Here is a 21,181-nt window from a genome sequence, read left to right as displayed (position 1 = left end):
CTGTGCATTGTGCTGCCTATGGGCCCGTGTGCGGGGTCTAATCGGCCGTCACCGTCAGCTGCTCTTGCCCCTTGGCGATATGCGCCGTGGCATGGAATGTCCTCCCGGTGTACGACACAAGGAATCGGTAGTCGCCGGCGACAGGCGCGGCGATCACGATCTCGCCCCAGTCGTCGGCGACCATCGCGATGTCGTGGACCTCGCCGGGCGCCGCGGCGATGCTGATCACAGCACCGGCCATCGGCCGCCCGGCGGAGTCGCGGAATGAGATACCGACCACGTATCCTCCAGTGTCCGGATTTCTCGGGTTATCTGAAATGCCTTGTCACATACCGCTGCTCTTCCACGTGGACATGTTGTTGAAGACGGCGCTGTTGATGCGGGTGGCCGAGTTGCCCGAGTTGGCACCGTTGGTGTGTATGCCGACGCCATAGCGGTTGCCGTTCTGCAGCACCCACACCGGTGAGCCGCTCTGGCCGCCGGTGGTGTCGATGTCGTAGGTGATGACACGATCGGAGACCGCCTTGGCCCGTTGCGCCATGAACCACTGCTCGCCGTTCTTCTCGCCGGGATACCCGGACAGGTTCAGTGCCGCGGCCTTCAGGAAATCGTCGTTGCGAGTCGCGAAACCGAAATAGCCCGTCTGGTCACCCGGACGCGACGACGCCGGCAGGATGATCGCACCGTAGTCGTTGTCGCGATTCTGGTTCTGGGTCCAACCGGTGACACTGCGGAAGGCGGTGCCCACGTGGGTGCCGAACGGGCGGACACCGGCATTGCGTCCGGGGATCACCTGGATGGAACGCACCCATCCGCCATCGGCATGCATGTAGACACAGTGCCCTGCCGTCATCACCGTGCGGGGTGCGATCAGCCAGCCCGTACCCACATAGGTGCGGTTGTTGGCGGAGGTGATGATCAGGTGGCAGATCGCCCGCCACGGGAAGGTTGTGGTGTTGCCGACCCGAACACGATCATCGGTGCCGATGATGACTTCGGCACTGTTGGCCAACTCGGGATAGCTACCGAGGATGGCATCCAGCGGTGCGAGCTCGGACTCGTCGGTGGTCAGTCCGTCGACGGACCCCAACTCGCTGACCGATGATTCACCGGCGGCCTGGGCGGCGGCATTGGTGGTCTCGGTGTCGTCCTTACTTGCTTGCGCCGAAGGCAATTCGTGTTGAGTGACGGCGCCCGCACCAGCGGCTCCCGATATTTCGTACTCGGTCTCGGACGGTTTGTGATTCGTGGACTTGACTGCGGTGGCCATGGTGGTCTCCTTGCGTAGTGCGTGAGGGTCGAGCTAGGACGTGCTCATCCTGTTCCGATGTCGGGCCGGGATCGCGCGTAGTGAGGTACTCGATCTCACAGTGCAGGAAAGCATTTCGGTGTTGACCAGGACTTCAGTCGGCGCGCGCGGCGGAGACGATGGCCCAGGCCACCTCGGGGTGCTTGATATCGCTGTGTGCACCGCTGAATTCGGATTGGCTGGCGTCGTCGATGACCTTGTTGGCGTCGAGCCGGTAGAAATGCCCGCGCTGGAAGTCGTACGGCTTTCCGGCCTCGGCCAGCTCGAGAGCGGTCGCGGCCGGGTCTTGCTGGTACCCGTCGTGACCCATTGCCCCCCAGCGAAACCAAGGGTCTTGCCCGGCTTGGCTGTCCTGCCGTGCAAGCATGCTGGCGGCCGGATACCACCATCCGACCGCGCGGTCGGCGGAGGTGTACGTCGACAGCAGCGGCCCGTCCACGCGTTCTTCGAGCCCGGCGAGGCCCCCGGGCCCGCGGCCGCGGTCGAAGAGCAGCTCGCGGTTGAAGGTGAAGTGCGAGAAGGCGCCCTGGATCAGGGTGAGCGATTTGACAGGGCTCGTGCCGGTCTTCGGAAGCCCTGCCAGCGCGTAGGAGACGAGTCGCGCCCCGAAGCTGTGTCCGATGAGGTGAATGCGGGGCGGGCCACTCGGGCCCGACAGTGAGGCCAGCAGTGGACCGAGGCCGCGTTGGCCGACAACTCCGGCCCGGTTTTTCATCTCGTAGTAGCTCATCGTGCGCAGGATCTCGCGAGCCCCCGACCACAGAGCGGCGAAGGGATTGCCCAGCCCCTGCGCGGCACTCGTCGATTTCGGTGCCATGGCCGAGGCTTGTCCGAACACCGCGAGCGGATCTCCCTTGACGATGTCCGATTCGCCGCTGTCTTCCTGCGACTGGGCGGCGGTGGTGACGAGTCCGGCCGCCAAGGTGTGGAACTCGATGAGCTTGGCGGACTGTTGCGGCTTCTCGTCGAGCAGCTCGCCTATCTTTTTCAGCTGCGCGGTCTGGTCGGGGAAGCGTGGTGCCAGCGCCGCGGCGAGCTCCGCGCCCGTGGAAGGCACCGGCGGCGCGCTATCGGGGCTGTCGTCGGGCAGCAGCACCGACGGCCAGTTGATTCCCACGACGGCCACACCGGCGGTATCACCGCCGAGCTGATCGGCGATCAGCGAGAACATCGCGGTGTAGAGCTGGCGCGCGGAGGCCACACTGTTGTTCCATCCGTGTGACATCACGAACAGTTCGGTGATGCCCCCGGCCGCGACCGCAGCCGGCAGACCGCCATCACCGTCACCGGTGGCGTCGTTGAGGGAGCCATCGGCATTGAAATCCGGCTCGTAATAAGGCAATCCCTTGATCGTTGTCATGATGTCCTCGCTAGTCTCTACGTGTTGGATAGTGCGCGCATCAGGTCGACCAACCCGGCGCCCTGGAAGAATTCGTGGCGCCCCAAGTCGACGGCCGACTTCAGGAAGATGTCCTTGACCTCTTGTGGTTTACCCACGAACTCCGTGCGCGCCGACAAGAACGCGGCGATCGCACCCGACACATGCGCGGCGGCCATCGAGGTCCCGCTGTCTTCGATGTAGTTGGCGGCCCCCTCGGTGCCGTCGTCCTTCAACAGGTCAATGCCCTTGGCCATGAGACCGGTTGCCGCCGAGGTTATCCGCTCACCGGGGGCCACCAGGTCGGGCTTGCGTCGGCCATCGAGAGTCGGCCCCTTGGACGAGTCGAAGGTGACACCGCTGGTATGCGGTCGGTACCTGTGGACCGAGCCGACGGTGATGGCGGTGGCGGCATTGCCGGGGTCGGTGATGGTGGACAGCTGACCGTAGACATCGGCCGTCGTCCCCATGATCGCGGCGCCCACACCGGCTGCCGCGGTGCCGGCTCCCAGGTTTCCGGCACTCACGACGCAGACCACCCCTGACCCGGTGAGTAGATCGAGCTCGCGGCACAGCGGGCTCTGTCCTGCCGCGTAATCCCTTGGCATCCATCCGCATCCCAGAGACAGATTCACGCCGTGGATCTGTAGGTCATTGCCGTAGCTGTTGATCTCGCGTACATAGTTGAGGGCGTCGATGAGCACGCTGGACAGGGTCTTGCCGTCGTCGTCGAGCACCTTGAGGCTCACCAGGTTGGCGTGCGGCGCCACCCCGGAAAGCCGCGACCCCTGTGCCAGTACCCGCGGAACCCATTCCGGCAGCCCCTCGGCGGTTGGTTGGGTGGATGCGATCCGGATGAGTTTCGGGTCGGTGGGGGATTCGCCCGCGATGATGCCGGCCACATGGGTGCCGTGTCCGTAGACATCGACGAGCGGCCCCTTCGAGGCTTCCGGGGAAAGCGTGAAGTCCTTGTGCAGGGGCCGCACGGAATCCGCGGTGAGGGTGCCGTTGGCGGCGAAATGCGGGTGCTCGGCGTCGATTCCGGAATCCAGCACGGCCCAGACGACACCGGTTCCGCCGGAGCCATAGGTACGGATCGCCGCATCGGCCTTGATCGTGGTGACTGAGCGGTCCAGGTGGGCCTCGACCACCAGGTCGGGCCACACCCGTCGGATCAGCTGCAGTGCCTGTTGTGCGCTTTTGGCGCTCGAGGATTTGGCGCCCCCGCGGACCAGGCGCTGGATTTCGTCCGGTGTGAGCATGCACCGCACATAGTGGCGGCCGACGGGCGTTGGCGTGGGCGGCTCGTCGTGCAGCACCCGATGGAACATGTGCAGGAATTGATCGCGTACGTCGTCGGGGTCGACACCGGCGCCAACGAGAAGCTCGATCAGCACCATCCTGCGATCGTCGGCGTCGGTGACCAAGGCGTTGGCCTCGGCCGGTAGCGCCGTCTGCGGATCGGCCAGGACCATCGGGCTGATGACCGATGGTCGCTTGGGTCCGCGCGGCACGGGGCTAGTCATCGCACACCGAAGGCGCGAATCCGGTGGGGCTCATCTGAAGATTGTGAACCCAAACGTCCTTGTCGGTCATGAGTATTCGACTACTCGGTCGACCCGGTGGCCCATGCGGGCGCCCACGGCGCGAAAGGATTAGCGACACCGTCCAGGGCGGCGTCCAGGGATGGGAAGTGCCGGAGCAGGACAGAACGCATCGAGTTGTTCCTCACCCACGCGATGCCTTCCGGAGTGTAGATCTCGGGCCGGAAGTCGGAGGTGAAGAATCTGTCGCTCTCCAACCGTCGAGACGCCATCAACACGAATATTCGGAAAGCGGTGTCGCTGAACCCAAATCCTTTCGGTTTGGGCTCCGCGTACAGCCCGACCATCAGATCCACCCGCTCCACATCGTCGTATATCGCCGCGAGCTCTTTGGCCACCACCGGGTCGTCGGTCAGCTCTGGAAAAGATGACACCGGCCGTAGCCGCAGCATCCGGCGGAACTCGTTGTAACGGGGGACGCCGCGTTCGCGTACCCGAAGCACATCGATGGCAGCGAGGTCCAACATGGACCCGTCCGGCCGCTCCAGACGTTGCAGATGGCGCGGGAAGTTATGCAGAGTCAGTGCACCCGGATTGGCACGGCCGAACGAATAAATGATGTTCTCTATTGATGTCTCGCTGAAGCGGGTGCGCACATATTGAAGGGCGAGATCGGGCAATTCGTGCTCGGCGATCACGGAATCATCGGAAGCCGACCGCAGCACGAAACGATCGGGAATTAGCGGGTGCATCCGGTACACCGCGACAAATTCTTCGGTCAGCGAATATGGCACGTTGTGCAGACTTGTGGGTGAGCCGGGTATACCGCGTAGCAGAGCGTTATGTGGCTGACGCCGAAATAGGTTGCTTAAGCGCTCGCCGAGAATTCCGGACCAGTTGGTGTTCATCGCGAAAACCGTGGTGGGGTGCCCGATTATCGCGGGAGTCCAGTCGATCGTGTGGATTTTCGCCATGAGCGCGGTGTTGACCAGGCGGGCCTTGTCGTACAGCTCCTGATCGGACATTTCTGGATGACAAGCAGCCAGATGCTCGCAGATTGCGTTGTGTTCCCGCATGAACAGCGAATGCAGGACAGCCAGACCGACCCAAAAGTTCACGGCCGTCTCTGATGTGCTGGCCAGCGCTTCGACATCGGCCGGCGGCAGACCCTGCCCGTCCAGCCGCAGCTTCCCACCGGTTCCTGAGCGCAGTGCCTCGGCGATGGCGCGCGTGCCACCGTAGACCTGCGATCCGTCCCACCAATGGGTGTCCTGCGTGACGAACGTCGGGGGGCCTGACGCATCGGGGCACGGGTCGGGTGCGGTGCGGCGTATCTGCATGGGGCGTTGTGGCCACGGATCGTTCCGCTCGAGCGTCACGGTCCACGGCTCGGCTTCGACGGTGTTGTGGCTGAACCAGTCGTGGACCTCGAACTGGATCCACGCAGCGGCCAGTACGTTCAGCGTCGTCGCCGGAATGAACTGGTCGCGGGTCAGCAGCCTGCGGCTGATCAGCCGCGGGTTGGGCTCCAGGAGTTGTTCGGCGGACTCGGGGAAGGTCTGGGCCGGCGGCGCGTTACGCCCGAACCGGCTGCCGATCGATCCCATCAGCGGCTGTTCGAGGTTGTTGTAGGTGCCGTCCAAGGTCCGGGCGTTGCGGTAGTCGGTGTTCTCGAGCGGGGGCGATCCGCCGGGAGCCCGCCCCGTATCGAACAGATTGTCGGCCCGCAGTGCGTTGCGCAGCCCGATGAGTACTGGGATGCCGAATGCCGTGGGAAGCCGGGACCACCCGACCGACCGATCGATTCGTGTCGCGAGCCACGACGCCAGTGTGGTGGCCGATTTGGCGGCGCCATTCTTTTTCGCCATACCGGTAATGCTGACAAATTCCGGCGGGCGGGAACATGAGTATCGGGCTACTCGATCGCCATGAAATTCAGGTTCCCGATAGTACCGGGAATACCTCGCCATTTCGCCTGCATCGGCGTCAGTCGCGGCGCAGGATTGAGTAGTCGTGTACTCATGCGCGCACCTCCGGCATTCACGACACTGAGCACATCACCAATACGGGAGGACCGGACCGCGATGAGCACAACGGATGAATCGCTCGATCCCACGCGTACCTACCTCCCGTACAGCGAGGAGATGGACGTCGCGCCTCCCGGCGAGGACGAAGTCATCGACAAGATCGTCAACGTACTGCACACCAACAACGAACGGGCCTTCCGGAAGTACCGGCATGCTGTTCGCGATGCGCACGCGAAGAGTCATGGCATCCTGCGTGGCGAGCTGATCGTCTATCCGGATCTACCGCCGCACCTGCGCCAGGGAATGTTCTCGACTGCTGGTACCTACCCGGTCATCTGCAGGTTGTCCACCACGTCCGGCCTGCTGCGCAGCGACCGGATCCGGGGCGTGCGGGGGCTGGGTATCAAGGTTCTGGGTGTCAGTGGTCCGCGTACGCTTCCGGACGACGAGGCCACCACCCAGGATTTCGTGCTGGTCACGCACCGCGAGTTCCTGTTCGCAGACGCCAAGGCGTATCTGCGGCGAGGAATGCCGACGGCCTGGTTGCTGGCACGCCTGCCGGACACCGCGCTCAGGGTGGGCAGCAACCTTCTTGGCGGGGTGGCGAAACTTCTTCCACGCGTGGGACTCTCGCTCCCGGAATCCGTGGCAGTGTTCGTCCGTCCCAACACTCATATCCTGGGCGATACGTTCTACTCCTCGGCGCCGCTGCGATACGGGGCGTATGTGGCCAAGCTCAGCTATGTCCCTCTGTCGAAGTCCGTGCGGGACCTTGAGGGAGTGCTGCTGCCGGACGATATCGCCGACGACGAGTTTCGTCGCCTGGTCTCAGAGTTCTTTCAGCACAACAGCGCTGAGTATGAACTGCGGGCCCAACTGTGCACCGATGCCAAGACAATGCCACTTGAGGATGCCACCGTCGCGTGGCCCGAGGTGGATTCGCCGCACCGGGGTATCGCCAGAATCGTCTTCCCCGTACAAGATTCATATGGCACCGAGCGACGGGTTTTCGGTGACGATGTGTTGTCCTTCAATTCGTGGCGCGCCCTGGCTGCGCACCGGCCGCTGGGATCGATCAATCGGTTGAAACTCAAGGTTTACGAGGCATCCAGCAACTTCAGGCATGAGAAGAACGGGGTGTCGCGGATGGAGCCGGCGGGGGTCCAGGATCTACCAGACTGAGAAGGTTGCGATGACAGTTTCGATCACCAAAATCGCCGGGCAGGAGAAGCCGTCCCGCGGACTGGCTCACGCAAACCGCCATCGCGATCTAGACTCTTTTCCCATGTCGGGGAGCTGGCAGTTGCTCGACCGCCCAACCGAATTCGATGCCGTTCGCTCGACGCTGACGGACAGTGTGTCGTGTGGGGTGGTGTTGGTCGGCTCCGCCGGAGTCGGCAAGACGACCCTCGCGCGTACCGTCACCGACTCGTTGGGATGCCAGGTTCGCTGGGTGGCATGCACCGAGTCGTCGCGCAGTATTCCATTGGGAGTGTTCGCCCATTGGATACAGACGACTGGATCGCGTGATCCGGCGGCACTCATCGCCGCGGCGCGGGAATCCATTGTCGCGTCGCCACATCCGATCATCGGAATCGACGATGCCCATCTGCTGGACGACCTGTCGGCGACATTGCTGCATCAGATAGCGGTCGGGCATGCCGGCCGGTTGGTCGCCACGGTGCGTAGCGGTGAGCCCGTTCCGGATGCTGTCACCGCGTTGTGGAAAGACGACTATCTGCGCCGGTTCGAACTCGAGGCGTTTACCAAGGAGCAGAGCGTCGCGCTCGTCGAATCGGTGCTGGGCGGTGCGCTGGAGGGGCTGAGCGCAGACGTGATGTGGGAATCGTCCGGTGGAAATCCGCTGTTCCTGCGCCACCTGGTGGAGGGTGCGATCGAAGCGGGATCCCTGACGGCTGTCAACGGGGTGTGGCAGCTGCGCGGCAACACGGTGGTCCCCTCGGGCCTGGCCGCGCTGCTCGGAGACCGCCTCGAACAGTTGGACGGCGACGTACTCAACGTGCTGAAACTGCTGTCCCTGTGTGAACCGCTTGATCTGGACACGTTGTGCGAGATCGGGGGCAGTGACGCGCTGGATGGCGCGGAGATCTCCGGCTTTGTCCGCGTCGAGTCCGATGGCCGCCGTATCAACGTGCGGTTCAGCCATCCGATGCTGGGCGAGGTGGTCCGGCGCAGAGTGGGAACCGCCTCCGGCCGCCGTCTGCGCGGTCAGCTTGTGCGGGCGCTCCGGGAGCGCGATATCGACTCGGCGGCTAAACGCATTCGGCTCGCGCAACTGTCCGTCGAAAGCGACGAAGCCACCGACCCGGCCCTGTTGGTCTCCGCTGCGAAGGACGCCATATACCTGTCCAACCTCCCCGTCGGGGAACACTTGGCGCGGTGCGCGGTCGAACGCGACGGAGGTCTGCGTGCCGCCGAGGTGCTTTCCCGCGCTCTGCTCTGGCAGGGGCGCCCCGAGGAGGCCGAGCAGGCGCTCGCCGAGTTCGATCCAGACCAGCTCGACGAACTCTCGCTGGTCCTCTGGGGCCTTCCGCTCGTCTCCATCGCGTTCTGGTCGATGGGCGATGTCCCGCGTGCCCATCAGCTGATGGCTCTGCTACGCGAACGCGTCCAGCATCCGGCCCTGAAACTGGTCGTCGACGCGACGGGCGCGGCATTGGCCGTGCACGAGAACCAGTTCGATGAGGGGCTTGCCGCCGCGACCGTCGTGCTCTCGGACCCGGAGGCTCCCCGACAGGCCGTGGAGTTCGCGGCATTCGGTATCGGATTGGCGCTGCCCGTCGCCGGGCGCGGTGACGAATTCGAGCCGATCGCGGCGAGATGCCGCGCACAGAAACGGTCCACCGACGGCATGATCGCGGTGATGGTGCGCTACTGCGACGTGCTGGCGCTCGTGTACACCGGGCAACTGCGGCTGGCCGACCGCCGCGTTACCGAGTACACCGAGTTCTCCTCTGCCGGACAGTTTCTCGCGTGGGCGATAGCGCGGATCATGGCCGGGCTGGTCGCCGTGCACCGCGGGGCTTTCCCCACGGCGATTACTTCTATCGAACAGGCGCTGGCGGCACTCAACGCCGAGAGACCGCTGCCATGGCAGCTTCCCGCGCGACTGCTGCTGGCACGTGCCTACGCGGCGCTCGGGAAGGTCGAAGACGCGGAGCGCGTGTTGACCGAATCGGGGGAACACTCAGGGCAATTCGTTGCACTGCACGACCCGCAGCTGCTGATCGCGAAGTCCTGGGTGGCCGCGGCACGCGGTGCAGATCGGTCGGCGGTGGATATCGCCCGCCGTGCGGCCGATACCGCGCACACCGCCGGGCAGTACGCGGTGGAGGCCGAGGCGCTGCACCACGCGGCGCGGTTCGGGGACCGGACGGTGGGGCGCCGCCTTGACTCACTGACCCCGCGGGTACACGGTCCACTGGTGGGGCTGTACGCACGGCACGCACTCGCTGTCGGCGCGGCCGATGCCGCGGCACTGGCCCAGGCCAGTGTCGAATTCGAGAATGCGGGTCTGTTGCTGTCGGCGGCAGATGCCGCCGCGCAAGCGGTAGCGCTGCTGAGTCGCGGTGGAGATCGAAGCAAGAGCGCCGAGTCCGCAGCCCGTGCACTGCGGATAGCCGGCCAGTGTGGCGGTGCGGCCACGCCGGCCATCCGGGCCGCCGCGCGTCCGCTGCCGGTCACCGCGCGCGAGCGCGAGATCGCGGCCCTGATCGGTGAAGGCTTGTGCAACCGCGAGATCGCCGAGCGCCTCACTCTCTCGGTGCGCACCATCGAGGGGCACATCTACCGCGCCTGCATCAAACTCGATGTCGTGGACCGCGATCAGCTCGCCAAGATCGTATGGAGCGATCTGGCCGACCCACCGCAGTAGGCACACCGCCCATGATTCGGCGGGTCAATCGTCATCCGTGCCCGCCGGTGCCGACTGCTGCAGAACGATGCGTTCGCGCACCAGGTAGCCGGAGGCCACGGAGAAGAGCACGGTGATGGCCGACCCGACGTCTCCCGGTATCTCGACGTCGAACTTGCCGAGGACGAACACCAGCAGAACCGAGATCGCGCCGGCCGTGCCGCTGGCCGCCACCTTGGTTGTCGGGGTGTTTGACGGTTGCCGGATTGCCTGGCGTTCAAGCGTTGTCATGGTCGGCTCCTCGGGGTGATAGGTCTGCACGAACCGTAAGACCGGTGGACGGGCACCTGCGCGAGTAGCGGACTACTTCGTTCGTGCGGGCGATGAAGCGCGACGTCTTCGCCTGGCCGGCCCTGAGGTGACTGCGGCCAAATGCAGGTAGTGGACCACTCATTCGGAATCGCACGATGCCGCCGATCATTGCTGGCAGCCGAACCAGTGCGTCTGTATCCCGATGGCGTCTGCGGCTTTCCATCACGTACGTCAGGAAGGACGGACCTAGAAATGACTAACACCGACGCGGAAATCTATACCGGAAGGCATGTGGTCGTGTTGGCCCCGGTGAAGGCTCGCGGAAATCGCGCCAATGCCCTCGCGGGCGTCGCCGGACTGTCGAATATCGCGCACAGCAGTGATTTTCAGAACCAGGCGATGGACATCAGTGCGGTCGTCGATGCCGATGCCACGGTGTTCGACGAGTTGGGACTGGCAGTCGTCGACTCCGATGCCGATCAGACCGCGGCGCTTCAGGCCGCCGCGGAAGCCGGCGACGTGGTGCTGTCGGTCGAGCCGGAACTGATCCACCATGCGCTCACGATCACCTCGCCCGAGTACCTCAGCGGTTATCAGCATGGTGTCTCCGACTTCTTCGCGCGGTTGCAGGCCGACACGGCGACGTCCGCGGTCGATGAGCTCACCGCCGCCTACGTCGACACCGACACGTCGACCTGGGGCCTACAGGCGACGAGGACGACCACCAGCACCAAAACCGGCCGTGGTGTGCGGGTGGCGGTGTTGGACACCGGTTTCGATGCCTCGCATCCTGACTTCAAGAAGCGGCACGTCACCATGCAATCGTTCATCGACGGGGAGACCGCCGATGACGGACACGGTCACGGCACACACTGCATCGGTACCTCGTGTGGACCGCGTTCCCCGCGGGGAGGCCGCCGCTACGGGGCGGCGACCGAGGCGGAGATCTTCGCGGGCAAGGTGCTGAGCAACGCGGGGTCGGGTGCCGACGGTGGCATCCTGGCGGGCATCAACTGGGCGGTGGCCAATAACTGCGCGATCATCTCGATGTCTTTGGGGGCCAACGTCGACAAGATATCGCTTGCCTACGAGACGGTCGGGCAGCGTGCGCTCGACCACGGCTCCCTGATCATCGCCGCGGCCGGAAACAACGCAAATCGGAGGATCGGGAACTACGGGTTTGTCGGCGTGCCCGCGAACAGCCGCTCGATCATGGCCATCGCGGCAGTGGATTCGTCGTTGAATCCGGGCTGGTTCTCGGCGCGCTCGAGCACCAAGACGAAGGCCGCGGGCCGTATCGATCTCGCCGGGCCGGGCGTTGACGTGTATTCGTCCTGGCCGATGCCCAAGCGCTACAACACGATCAGCGGCACCAGCATGGCCACCCCGCATGTCTCTGGTATCGCGGCATTGTGGTGCGAAGCCACCGGGCTCACCGGCAGGCAGCTCTGGGCGGTGCTCCTGCAGAATGCGGCACCACTCAACGTTCCGGCCGTAGACGTCGGTGCCGGGCTTGTGCAGGCCCCACAGTGACGTCGCAGCGGGTCACCGTGACGATCGAAGAGCGTGATTTCGACGGTACGGTGGCCGCGTTGCGGGCAGCCGGTTTGGCGGGTATGCAAGTGCACCGCGAAATCGGTGTGGTATCAGGCGATATCGCGAATGCTGCCGCACTGGTGGATATCCCGGGAGTGATGGTTGTGGAGCCGGAAGGGCAGGCGCATATCGCGCCTCCGAACGCGGGAATCCAATAGCAACACTGTAGGAGCTAGCCGGCCAGTCTGCTTGCGTCGAGCGCGGTGAGCCCGCCGCGTCTGAGACGGCGGGCCGCGGTCCAGCGCTGACCACTGCGCGGTACCGTCCTGGGGCGGGCAGGCGGTGGGTAGGCATCGTCGAACTCCAGGTAGGTGGCGGTGACGCCCGGGAGTGCCCGTAGCTGCTCGTCGAGCTGGTCGAATTCAGGGCCGGAGGCGGCGGTGACCACGAAAATCGATCGAAGTTCCGGGGGCACGCTCGCTGCGTTGGTGTGCAGGGGTGAGACTGTGTGCCCGGCGGCCCGGATGGCCTCAAAAATAGGTGCGGCCGAATTGGTTTCGCCCGGGTGCTCGCGAAGATCGTGTGCGGGGCCGGCCTCGACCAGGATGAGGAGGTTGACGTCGGGCGAGACGCTGTGGGGGGCTGTTCGCGTGATCATGTCGACTCCTCCCGGCAAAGGCCATGTAGATCGGATCTGTTGTGTACAAGCGGTACACAACAGATCCTGACCTGCCACGGTCTCGATGACGTGAGTAGCGAGGTACCCCAAACGCGGATAGCTGCGCGGCGCCGTCTACAGCAGACGCTGCCGTGCTGCGATGAGGACCGAACAGTGTGTCCGGCCCAGGACACCGCACCCGTTGGGGCCGACCAGCTCTTGAACGTGGGCCGCGTCGCCGGCCCCGACGACCACTAGTTGCACGGTATGTCCGTGGCGTTCTAAGTAATCCAGTGTGCCGCCCACCGGGTCGAGGGCACGGATGTCCAGATCGGGATGCCGCACCCGCAGCGGTGCCAGGCGCCGCTCCAGTAGGACGGCTGTCATTCGCCGATCCGCACGCGCCAAGGTGGCGACCCGCTGGCCGGACTGCCCGATCGGGCGATGGCGTAGCAGCACCCGCATCGGCGCACCGCGCAGCCGGGCCTCGTGAGCGGCCAGCTCCAGCGACGCGACCGACTCATGGGATTCGTCGACCTCCACCACCACCGCGGGCGTTGCACCGAGCCACGATGGGTCATCGCGGATCACCGCGACGGGGCAGCGCACCGAGCGAAGGACCTCGGCGGCGGTGGATCCGACCGTGCGGGTGTCGGAGCCGCTGATGCCGATCGCTCCCACGCAGAGCATGACGGCGCTGCGCGAGGCGTCCAACAGGACGTCCGCGACTCGCCCGTGCCGGATCTCGGCTTCCACCTTCACCGGTTTTCGGGTGGCGCCTATCTCGCGAAACGCGTGCCGCACGGCTGTCCCGGCGGGACTGCGTTCGTCGCTGAACTCAGGAAACTCCACCTGGGGCGTCACGTGGACCAGGCGCAGCGGCACGTCACGATGCAATGCCTCGTCGACCGCCCATATCGCGGCGCGGACCGCCGACCGTGATCCGTCAATGCCGACCACCACCGCGGGTGCGGTTGTACCGATGCTGTTCATCACCGTGTCCTAACCGCGAATCTCGAGCACGTCGGCCAGCGACCGGCGGGGAGTCGGCGGCGAGACGCGGCCGAAGGTCGGAGCCAGGCCCACCCGTATGAGCGCCTGAGGGTGCGCCCTGCCGATGGCAGCGCCGACAACTTCGCGACTCGCTGTCAGCTCCAGCATGTGGGTGATGGTGCAGGTCGCCAGTCCGGCGAGCGTGGCCTCCAACAACACCTCCGAGAGCAGCTCACCGCAGCGCAACAGGTTCTTCGGGGTATCTCTGGCCGTAGACAACGCCAGCACCTTGGCCTGGTCCTCGTGTAGTCCGGGTCGCTCGGTCCGCTCCGTGACAACCGGAAAGGTTCGGCCGATATCGACGTGATCGCTGTCGGCGGCCGATACCAGTGCGCTGCGTGGAATACCGTCCTCCAATGTGAACGGTGCTGTCCACCAATCGAGTTCGGTTTGGTAGGCCGAGTCGTAGATGCGCAGTGCGTCGCTGAGGGCCGAGGCGTCGGCCAATCTCGGCCGCAGCACGTCGTCGATCACATCGAGAATCACCGCGCGGTCGGCGATCACTGCGTTGAGCATCCGGGCGAACTGCGACCAGTTCGGCGGCGACTCGAAGGGCAGCCGATCGGTGCGGCGCTGCAGGATCGCGTCGGCGCGTCGACGATCCCCTACCACCACAACGGTCCTGGGGGAGAAGGTAATGGTGGCCAGATGGTCCGGGTTGTCTGGGTCGGGGATTCGCTCGACACGGGCCATCCAGCCCGCCGAGGCCATCGCGACTCGGAAATGGTCGAGCGCCGCGCCGCAGCTGATGATCGCTTCACGGCCGGCACCGTCGGTCCGTTTGACGCATCGCGTGCGGTCCAGATACAGATGCAGATCGCCCGGCCCTGATCCATGGTCGATAACCCAGCGCCACGGCTGAGTGTTGTGCAGAGACGGTGCGCGGCAGGCAAGTTGGATCGCGGTCTGGATGACGTCGATGTGAACCATTGTCTTGGGCATGTCGGCTCCGCTCGGCTGGTGGTGGTATCGACTCTTGGATATGCCTTCGAACGTGACCAGGGCACTTGGTCACCAGCGATGTGCCCGAAGTCCCCGAGTCTGTGCAGGGGAGCCGGCCGGCCAGGCCTCGGCGGGGGATAACTGGTGACTTACGACCCATGGACCGGGGTCCCATGGCCGGATATCCGCATCGCCCGCACCGCAACGATGAACTCATGCGCTCACTACGATCGACCGTCAGTCCCACTTCCGTCGGCGCGGAGATCCGTGAAACTCACACGGGTATCGTGATTTTGGTTGGCGGGCGGGCCTACAAGATCAAAAAGCCCGTCGTCACCAACTTCCTGGATTTCAGCACCCCGGAGCTTCGGGAACGGGCTTGTGCCCGTGAGGTGGCGCTCAACAGCCGCATCTCGGGAGACAGCTACGTCGGTGTTTCGCATCTCACCGATCCCGACGGCGGATTGGGCGAACCGGTGGTGGTGATGCGGCGCTACCCGGACTCCGCTCGGCTGTCGGCGATGGCCAAGTCCAAGCGGGTCACCAAGGCTCATCTGGACGCGATCGCGGAGGTGCTGGCCGCCTTCCACAAACGTGCCGACCGCAGTCCGTCGATCGACGAGGCCGGGTCGCTGGATGCCATCGTCGACCGGTGGGAGGACACGCTGGCATCCCTGGAGAAGTACGCGGGGACGGTCCTCTCCGCTGATGATGTGCGCCTGGTCCGGACACTTGCGACGCAGTTCATTTCCGGTCGCGCAGTTTTGTTCGCGCAGCGTGTCGCCGACAGGAGAATCATCGACGGGCACGGAGACCTGTTGGCCAGCGACATCTTCTGCCTGCCCAACGGGCCGGTGCTGTTGGACTGCCTGGAATTCGACGACCGGCTACGGCACGTGGATGGTCTGGACGACGCGGCCTTCCTTGCCATGGACTTGGAGTTTCTGGGGCGCCAGGATCTCGGCGACTACTTCATGAACCGCTATGTGGAGCTGTCCGCGGATCCCGCACCGGAACCCCTGCGGCACTTCTACATCGCCTATCGAGCCTTGGTCCGAGCCAAGGTGGACTGCATCCGGTTCACTCAGGGGCAACGGTCGGCCGGGGGACGGGCCACGAGGCATTTGGCAATGGCGCTGCAGCACCTGGGATCCGCCACGGTGCGGCTCGTGCTGGTGGGTGGCGGCCCGGGCACAGGTAAGAGCACATTGGCCCGTAGGATATCGGAAGATATTGGAGCTCAAGTTATTTCAACGGATGAGGTGCGTCATCAGCTGCATCGACTGGGCGTCATATCCGGGGGGAAGGGCGTGCTGGACACCGGGCTGTATTCGCCGGAGAACGTGAGTGCCGTATACGACGCGGTGCTCAGGCGTGCGCGCCTGAGCCTGGCAGGTGGTCACACCGTCATCCTGGACGGCACCTGGCGCAGTCCGCGGCACCGGCTGCGGGCACATCAGCTCGCCTACGAGGCGGGCGCGCCGATGGTGGAGTTCCTGTGCACGGCGCCACTGGTCACGGCCCAACATCGTGTGGCCAACCGTCATGACGGGATCTCGGATGCCACGGGGGACATCGCGGCGGCGTTGGGCGCCGAATTCGTCGGGTCAGACAACGGCTGGGGTGAGGCGCACGTGATCGACACCCGTCTGCCATTGGATCGGTCGACCGCCGAGGCGGAGGAATGCTGCAGGCAGGCGTTGTATGCGCCGGTGCCTTGCCACCCCCGATGAATCAGCACTCGATGCGCGCCGCAGACAGGTTGTCCACGATGGCCCGGCAAAACGCCGGGAGATCGTCCGGGGAGCGGCTGGTGATGAGGTTGTGGTCGATGACCAGTTCCCGGTCCAGCACTGATGCGCCGGCGTTGCGCAGATCGGTGCGGATGCTGGGGTAGCAGGTGACCGTGCGGCCCGTCAGTACCCGCGCCTCCGCGAGTGTCCATGGGCCGTGACAGATTGCGGCCACTGTCTTACCCGAGGCGACAAAGTCGCGCACGAACCGCACTGCGTCGGGATCGCTACGCAGTTTGTCGGGATTCACCGTGCCGCCCGGGAGTACCAGCCCGTCGTACTCGTCCACGGAGGCCGTACGCACCGTGCGGTCGACCCGAACGGTGCCTGCCGGTTCAAGATCGTGGTTACGCGCCTGAATCTCGCCGGACCGCAGAGACAGCACCACAACCCGGCCGCCGGCGGCAAGGATGGCCTCACGTGGTTGTTCCAGTTCGACGCGCTCGACACCATCGGCGGCGAGTATCGCAACCACCTGTCGCTCAAGGGAATTACGCATCGTTGCCTCCGATCATTCGGAATAGAGGATCTCGGACGATTCGTATACCCGCTTCGTCGCCGGCTATGCATCGCGCGGGCCGCCTTCGGTCCCGGGTTTCGTCGGACCGTCAGCGGGGTAAGCGCTGTCTGGACCCGACACATTCGAGGAGCAGACGATGACCGAATTCACCATCCCCGGCCTGACCGACGCCCAGAGCCGCAAGATTGCTGATCTTCTGCAACTGCAGCTCAGCACCTACAACGACCTGCATTTGACTCTCAAGCACGTGCATTGGAATGTGGTGGGCCCCAACTTTATCGGTGTGCACGAGATGCTTGATCCGCAGGTCGAGCTCGTCCGTGGATACGCCGACGCGGTTGCCGAACGCATTGCTGCGCTGGGCAGATCTCCGCAGGGCACGCCCGCAGCCATCCTCAAGGACCGAACCTGGGATGACTACGCGGTGGGCCGCGACACGGTGCAAGCGCATCTGGCGGCGCTCGACCTCGTGTACTCCGGGATCATCGGGGACATCCGCGTGGCGATCGAGGAACTGGACGATCTCGACCTGGTCTCTCAGGACCTCCTGATCGGGCACGCCGGCGAGCTGGAGAAATTCCAGTGGTTCGTCCGCGCGCATCTGGAGAATTCGGGAGGTCAACTGTCTCATCGGGACGCCCGTACCGAGAAGCAGGCCGCGGCTCAGGCGAAGAAGAAGTCAAGCGCCAAGTAGGGGAACATCAGCTCTGCTGCGGCCGGTCGCGAGCGGCGCCCGGCCTCGCGAATCCCGACCCGATAAGCCGTTTTGGTTCCGCCGACGTCAACGGGTACCCTCGTGAGGGCTTTAATGCCCCCTTAGCTCAGTCGGCAGAGCGTTTCCATGGTAAGGAAAAGGTCAACGGTTCGATTCCGTTAGGGGGCTCGGTAGACGGCAGGCGGAAACGCCGGCCCTGTCTGCGGGGCGGTGTAGCTCAGCTGGTTAGAGCGCACGACTCATAATCGTGAGGTCGGGAGATCGAGCCTCCCCACCGCTACCACCCGAACATAGAGACAACGAACGAAAGAGGGCAACTGCAGTGGCCTCCAGCACAGACGTCCGGCCCAAGATCACCTTGGCCTGTGAGACGTGCAAGCACCGTAACTACATCACCAAGAAGAACCGGCGCAACGACCCTGACCGGCTGGAACTGAAGAAGTTCTGCCCGAATTGCGGATCGCACCAGCCCCACAAAGAATCGCGTTAATCGCGCTTCTTTGTGCCTTTCCCGTGTCCCCTGGGCGCGACACGAATAGGCAAGCCTTACTTGGTATCGGTCAACATCAGTAGGTAGGTTCCGCCCCGTGGCTTTATCGCAAGATCTCGTCGGAACTCACTACCGATACCCCGACCACTATGTGGTTGAGCGGGAGAAGATTCGTGAGCACGCCGAAGCGGTCAAGAGCGACCACCCGGCCCACCACGACGAGGCCGGTGCTGCTTCTCTTGGTCACGACGCACTGATCGCAACGCCTACCTTCCTGTGCATCTTCGGATACACCGCTCAAGCGGCCTTTTTCGAGGATGCGAACATCAGCGTCAAGGACGAGAAGATCGTCCAGGTCGACCAGGAGCTCAGGATTCTGCACCCGATCAAGGCCGGCGACAAGTTGTACTGCGATGTGTACCTCGACTCGATTCGGCGCTCGTTCGGCGCCGACATCATCGTCACCAAGAGCCTCATCACCAATGACAAGGGTGAGCTCGTGCAGGAGCTGTTCACGACTCTTGCCGGGCGAACTGCAGAAGACGGAGAAGAAGGCGGGTTCAACTGATGGCATTGCGTGAGTTCAGTTCGGTCAGCGTGGGAGATCGGCTGCCGGAGAGGATGATTCCGCTCACCCGGCAGGATCTGGTGAACTACGCCGGGGTTTCCGGTGACCTCAACCCCATCCACTGGGACGACGAGACCGCCAAGCTGGTGGGGCTCGAGGACGGCGCCATCGCGCACGGCATGCTCACCATGGGCCTCGGCGGCGGCTACATCACCGAGTGGATCGGCGATCCGGCGGCGGTGACCGAGTACAACGTGCGCTTCACCAGCTTCGTCACCGTCCCCAATGACGGTGTCGGCGCGGAGATCATCTTCAACGGTCGGGTGAAGTCGGTCGACGAGGACACCAAGTCGGTGACCATCGCGCTGACCGCTACCACCAACGGCAAGAAGATCTTCGGGCGCGCCGTGGCGACCGCGACGCTGGCGTAGTCATGGCACTGCAACTAGACATCGTCGGGATGACGCACAAGTACTCCCAGACCTATGTGGTGGGCCGGGAGAAGATCCGCGAGTTCGCCAAGTCGGTCAAGGCGACCGACCCGGCCAGCCACGACCCGAAGGCGGCGGCCGAGCTCGGACATCCGGGTCTGATCGCGCCGTTGGCTTTCCCGGCGGTGATGGCACTGCTGGTGCAGAAGGAGTTTTTCCGCACGTACGACGTCGGCATGGACACCATGCAGATCGTGCATTCCGAACAGAAGTTCGTGTACCACAAGCCCATCACCGAGGGCGACGAGCTGTCCTGCGATTTTCAGGTGGACTCCCACAAAGAGGCTTTCGGCGTGGACATCGTGACCACCCGCAACATCGTCCGCAACCAGAACGACGAGCTGGTCATGGAGGCGTTCACCACGCTGATGGGCCGCGACTCGGACCGGATGGCCGATATCAAGCTCATCTGACGTCGGTTCGGCGAACGGTGGAGTGAGTGTGCCGGGCAATTTCAGTCTGAGGCTGGCCTCGGGGTACACTCAAGATTCGGGGTTTTCCCACCACAACGCGCCTGTCGGGTACTCGGGAGGCGCGTGTGTTGTGTGAGGGCCCCGGCCACCGGGTTGGCGTGCCAGCCATAGGGGTGTAGCTCAACTGGCAGAGCAGCGGTCTCCAAAACCGCAGGTTGCAGGTTCAAGTCCTGTCACCCCTGCAACACCCTGGAGTAAGCACTAGGGAAACAGAGAGGTACGGAAGGGAATGAGCGACGAGCTAGACGAGCCCGACATCGGCACCGCCGACAGCGACCGGGCCGTCACCTCGACCAAACCGCTTCGCCCGACGGGTAAGCGCACCCGCCGTGCTGACGCTTCGACCGCGGCCACTGAGCTCACCGAGTCCGGTGCCTCCGAGACCGGTGAGGTCAAGAAGAAGACGAAGGCCGGGAAGAACAGCCGGAAACCGGCCACCAAGAAGGACAAGACGGGGCCGTCGCGTAACCCGCTGGTCCAGCTTTGGGTTTTCCTCAAGCAGGTGGTCGCCGAGCTGCGCAAGGTCATCTGGCCGAACCGCAAGCAGATGGTCAGCTACACCTCGGTGGTGCTGGTCTTCCTGGTGTTCATGGTCACCCTGATCGGTGTGATTGACCTGGGCCTGGCCCGGCTGGTCATGCTGGTGTTCGGGTAGACCGACGAGACGCAAGAAACAAGAGAGGACGAACGGTGACGACCTTCGACGGCGACGCTGCGAGCGAGCCAGAAGACACCGCTGACACGGCTGCTTCGGTCGACGTGATCGACGAGAGTGCCGCGCCTGAGCCGTCTGCGGAAGAGTCGGGCGCCGAGGTGCGAGCGCAAGAAGACCCGGAAGACCAAGAAGACGCCGATCCCGCCGTCACGCTGAAGGCGCAGCTGCGCCGCGAGCCGGGCGAGTGGTACGTCATCCACTCGTACGCCGGATACGAGAACAAGGTCAAGGCCAACCTGCAGACTCGTGTGCAGAACCTGGACGTCGGCGACTACATCTTCCAGATCGAGGTGCCCACCGAAGAGGTCACCGAGATCAAGAACGGTCAGCGCAAGCAGGTCAACCGCAAGGTGCTGCCCGGCTACATCCTGGTCCGGATGGAACTAAACGACGAGTCGTGGGGCGCGGTCCGTAACACCCCCGGCGTCACCGGATTCGTCGGCGCGACCTCGCGCCCGTCGCCGCTGTCGCTCGATGACGTGGTGAAGTTCCTGCTCCCGCAGACTCCTGCCAAGAAGCCCGCCAAGGGTGGGACCCCGGAAGCCGCCGGAACCGCCCCGGAGTCGGGTGGCCTGGAGCGTCCGGTCATCGAGGTCGATTTCGAGGTCGGCGAATCGGTCACCGTCACCGACGGCCCGTTCGCGACGCTGCCCGCCAGCATCAGCGAGGTCAACGCCGAACAGCAGCGCCTCAAGGTGCTGGTGTCCATCTTCGGCCGCGAAACGCCTGTCGAGCTCAACTTCACCCAGGTGGAGAAGCTCTAACAAAGACTTCGGACCGCGT

Annotated in this window: 21 protein-coding genes, 3 tRNA genes and 1 pseudogene; 15 read left to right on the top strand and 10 right to left on the bottom strand. The window is 64.4% G+C overall.

Features of this window, described 5'->3' with window-relative positions:
* Positions 1 to 37: 37 nt before the first annotated feature.
* The 5 genes from MYCSP_RS18400 to MYCSP_RS18380 all read right to left on the bottom strand — a co-directional run bounded on the left by MYCSP_RS18400 (position 38) and on the right by MYCSP_RS18380 (position 6,099).
* Complete coding sequence (locus MYCSP_RS18400; protein WP_083013459.1) at positions 38 to 280, bottom strand: hypothetical protein; 243 nt, start codon at positions 278 to 280, stop codon at positions 38 to 40.
* A gap of 45 nt (positions 281 to 325) precedes the next feature.
* Positions 326 to 1,270 (bottom strand): trypsin-like serine peptidase, encoded by a 945-nt coding sequence (locus MYCSP_RS18395; protein ID WP_083013460.1) that lies wholly within the window; start codon positions 1,268 to 1,270, stop codon positions 326 to 328.
* A 133-nt stretch (positions 1,271 to 1,403) separates the two neighbouring features.
* Positions 1,404 to 2,669 (bottom strand): alpha/beta hydrolase family protein, encoded by a 1,266-nt coding sequence (locus MYCSP_RS18390; protein ID WP_088414624.1) that lies wholly within the window; start codon positions 2,667 to 2,669, stop codon positions 1,404 to 1,406.
* Positions 2,670 to 2,686: 17 nt separating this feature from the next.
* Positions 2,687 to 4,213 (bottom strand): S8 family peptidase, encoded by a 1,527-nt coding sequence (locus MYCSP_RS18385; RefSeq protein WP_070909315.1) that lies wholly within the window; start codon positions 4,211 to 4,213, stop codon positions 2,687 to 2,689.
* 80 nt (positions 4,214 to 4,293) lie between these two features.
* Positions 4,294 to 6,099 (bottom strand): peroxidase family protein, encoded by a 1,806-nt coding sequence (locus MYCSP_RS18380; protein ID WP_070909316.1) that lies wholly within the window; start codon positions 6,097 to 6,099, stop codon positions 4,294 to 4,296.
* A gap of 216 nt (positions 6,100 to 6,315) precedes the next feature.
* Here MYCSP_RS18380 and MYCSP_RS18375 point away from each other — a divergent pair, with 216 nt between their 5' ends.
* Complete coding sequence (locus MYCSP_RS18375; protein ID WP_088414622.1) at positions 6,316 to 7,440, top strand: catalase family protein; 1,125 nt, start codon at positions 6,316 to 6,318, stop codon at positions 7,438 to 7,440.
* 103 nt (positions 7,441 to 7,543) lie between these two features.
* Complete coding sequence (locus MYCSP_RS18370) at positions 7,544 to 10,153, top strand: LuxR C-terminal-related transcriptional regulator (protein WP_083013532.1); 2,610 nt, start codon at positions 7,544 to 7,546, stop codon at positions 10,151 to 10,153.
* Positions 10,154 to 10,177: 24 nt separating this feature from the next.
* Here MYCSP_RS18370 and MYCSP_RS18365 read toward each other — a convergent pair whose 3' ends face one another.
* Positions 10,178 to 10,423, bottom strand: coding sequence for a hypothetical protein (locus MYCSP_RS18365; protein ID WP_157886200.1), 246 nt, complete (start codon positions 10,421 to 10,423; stop codon positions 10,178 to 10,180).
* 273 nt (positions 10,424 to 10,696) lie between these two features.
* Between MYCSP_RS18365 and MYCSP_RS18360 the strand changes: the two genes are divergently transcribed.
* Positions 10,697 to 11,977 (top strand): S8 family serine peptidase, encoded by a 1,281-nt coding sequence (locus tag MYCSP_RS18360; RefSeq protein WP_083013462.1) that lies wholly within the window; start codon positions 10,697 to 10,699, stop codon positions 11,975 to 11,977.
* Positions 11,974 to 12,198, top strand: coding sequence for a hypothetical protein (locus tag MYCSP_RS18355; protein ID WP_088414616.1), 225 nt, complete (start codon positions 11,974 to 11,976; stop codon positions 12,196 to 12,198). The genes MYCSP_RS18360 and MYCSP_RS18355 overlap by 4 nt, the downstream gene beginning before the upstream one ends.
* Before the next feature lie 143 nt (positions 12,199 to 12,341).
* On the opposite strand, the pseudogene MYCSP_RS18350 reads toward MYCSP_RS18355, so the two are convergent.
* The 3 genes and pseudogenes from MYCSP_RS18350 to MYCSP_RS18340 form a co-directional block, all read right to left on the bottom strand.
* Positions 12,342 to 12,638, bottom strand: a pseudogene (locus MYCSP_RS18350) (hypothetical protein); the annotation flags it as partial.
* 135 nt (positions 12,639 to 12,773) lie between these two features.
* Entirely contained in the window at positions 12,774 to 13,631 is an 858-nt protein-coding gene (locus MYCSP_RS18345) for a universal stress protein (protein WP_070909322.1), read from the bottom strand.
* A 9-nt stretch (positions 13,632 to 13,640) separates the two neighbouring features.
* Positions 13,641 to 14,633: an Acg family FMN-binding oxidoreductase gene (locus MYCSP_RS18340; RefSeq protein ID WP_070909323.1), complete on the bottom strand. Its 993-nt coding sequence runs from the start codon at positions 14,631 to 14,633 to the stop codon at positions 13,641 to 13,643.
* A 173-nt stretch (positions 14,634 to 14,806) separates the two neighbouring features.
* Here MYCSP_RS18340 and MYCSP_RS18335 point away from each other — a divergent pair, with 173 nt between their 5' ends.
* Positions 14,807 to 16,366: a bifunctional aminoglycoside phosphotransferase/ATP-binding protein gene (locus MYCSP_RS18335; protein ID WP_083335778.1), complete on the top strand. Its 1,560-nt coding sequence runs from the start codon at positions 14,807 to 14,809 to the stop codon at positions 16,364 to 16,366.
* A gap of 1 nt (position 16,367) precedes the next feature.
* Here MYCSP_RS18335 and MYCSP_RS18330 read toward each other — a convergent pair whose 3' ends face one another.
* Positions 16,368 to 16,925, bottom strand: a complete 558-nt coding sequence (locus MYCSP_RS18330; RefSeq protein WP_070909324.1) for a type 1 glutamine amidotransferase domain-containing protein — start codon at positions 16,923 to 16,925, stop codon at positions 16,368 to 16,370.
* Between the two features lie 157 nt (positions 16,926 to 17,082).
* On the opposite strand from MYCSP_RS18330, the gene MYCSP_RS18325 reads away from it, so the two are divergent.
* From MYCSP_RS18325 to nusG, 10 genes are all read left to right on the top strand, one after another.
* Complete coding sequence (locus tag MYCSP_RS18325; RefSeq protein ID WP_088414614.1) at positions 17,083 to 17,640, top strand: Dps family protein; 558 nt, start codon at positions 17,083 to 17,085, stop codon at positions 17,638 to 17,640.
* A gap of 116 nt (positions 17,641 to 17,756) precedes the next feature.
* Positions 17,757 to 17,829 (top strand) — tRNA-Thr (locus tag MYCSP_RS18320).
* A 38-nt stretch (positions 17,830 to 17,867) separates the two neighbouring features.
* Positions 17,868 to 17,944, top strand: a tRNA-Met gene (locus MYCSP_RS18315).
* A gap of 39 nt (positions 17,945 to 17,983) precedes the next feature.
* A complete protein-coding gene (gene rpmG / locus MYCSP_RS18310; protein WP_043077053.1) occupies positions 17,984 to 18,151 on the top strand; it encodes a 50S ribosomal protein L33 in 168 nt (55 codons plus the stop codon).
* Between the two features lie 97 nt (positions 18,152 to 18,248).
* Complete coding sequence (gene hadA / locus MYCSP_RS18305) at positions 18,249 to 18,719, top strand: (3R)-hydroxyacyl-ACP dehydratase subunit HadA (protein ID WP_070909326.1); 471 nt, start codon at positions 18,249 to 18,251, stop codon at positions 18,717 to 18,719.
* A complete protein-coding gene (gene hadB / locus MYCSP_RS18300) occupies positions 18,719 to 19,150 on the top strand; it encodes a (3R)-hydroxyacyl-ACP dehydratase subunit HadB (RefSeq protein WP_070909327.1) in 432 nt (143 codons plus the stop codon). Before hadA ends, hadB begins: the two co-directional genes overlap by 1 nt.
* A gap of 2 nt (positions 19,151 to 19,152) precedes the next feature.
* Positions 19,153 to 19,623, top strand: a complete 471-nt coding sequence (locus MYCSP_RS18295) for an FAS1-like dehydratase domain-containing protein (RefSeq protein WP_083013464.1) — start codon at positions 19,153 to 19,155, stop codon at positions 19,621 to 19,623.
* Positions 19,624 to 19,792: 169 nt separating this feature from the next.
* A tRNA-Trp gene (locus MYCSP_RS18290) sits at positions 19,793 to 19,865 on the top strand.
* A gap of 47 nt (positions 19,866 to 19,912) precedes the next feature.
* Complete coding sequence (gene secE, locus MYCSP_RS18285; RefSeq protein WP_070909329.1) at positions 19,913 to 20,338, top strand: preprotein translocase subunit SecE; 426 nt, start codon at positions 19,913 to 19,915, stop codon at positions 20,336 to 20,338.
* Positions 20,339 to 20,373: 35 nt separating this feature from the next.
* Positions 20,374 to 21,162, top strand: a complete 789-nt coding sequence (gene nusG / locus MYCSP_RS18280) for a transcription termination/antitermination protein NusG (RefSeq protein WP_070909330.1) — start codon at positions 20,374 to 20,376, stop codon at positions 21,160 to 21,162.
* The last annotated feature ends 19 nt before the right edge of the window (positions 21,163 to 21,181 follow it).

Origin of the sequence: Mycobacteroides saopaulense, assembly GCF_001456355.1 — a bacterium.
Taxonomy (GTDB): domain Bacteria; phylum Actinomycetota; class Actinomycetes; order Mycobacteriales; family Mycobacteriaceae; genus Mycobacterium; species Mycobacterium saopaulense.
This window is presented reverse-complemented; position numbering and strand designations above follow the sequence as displayed.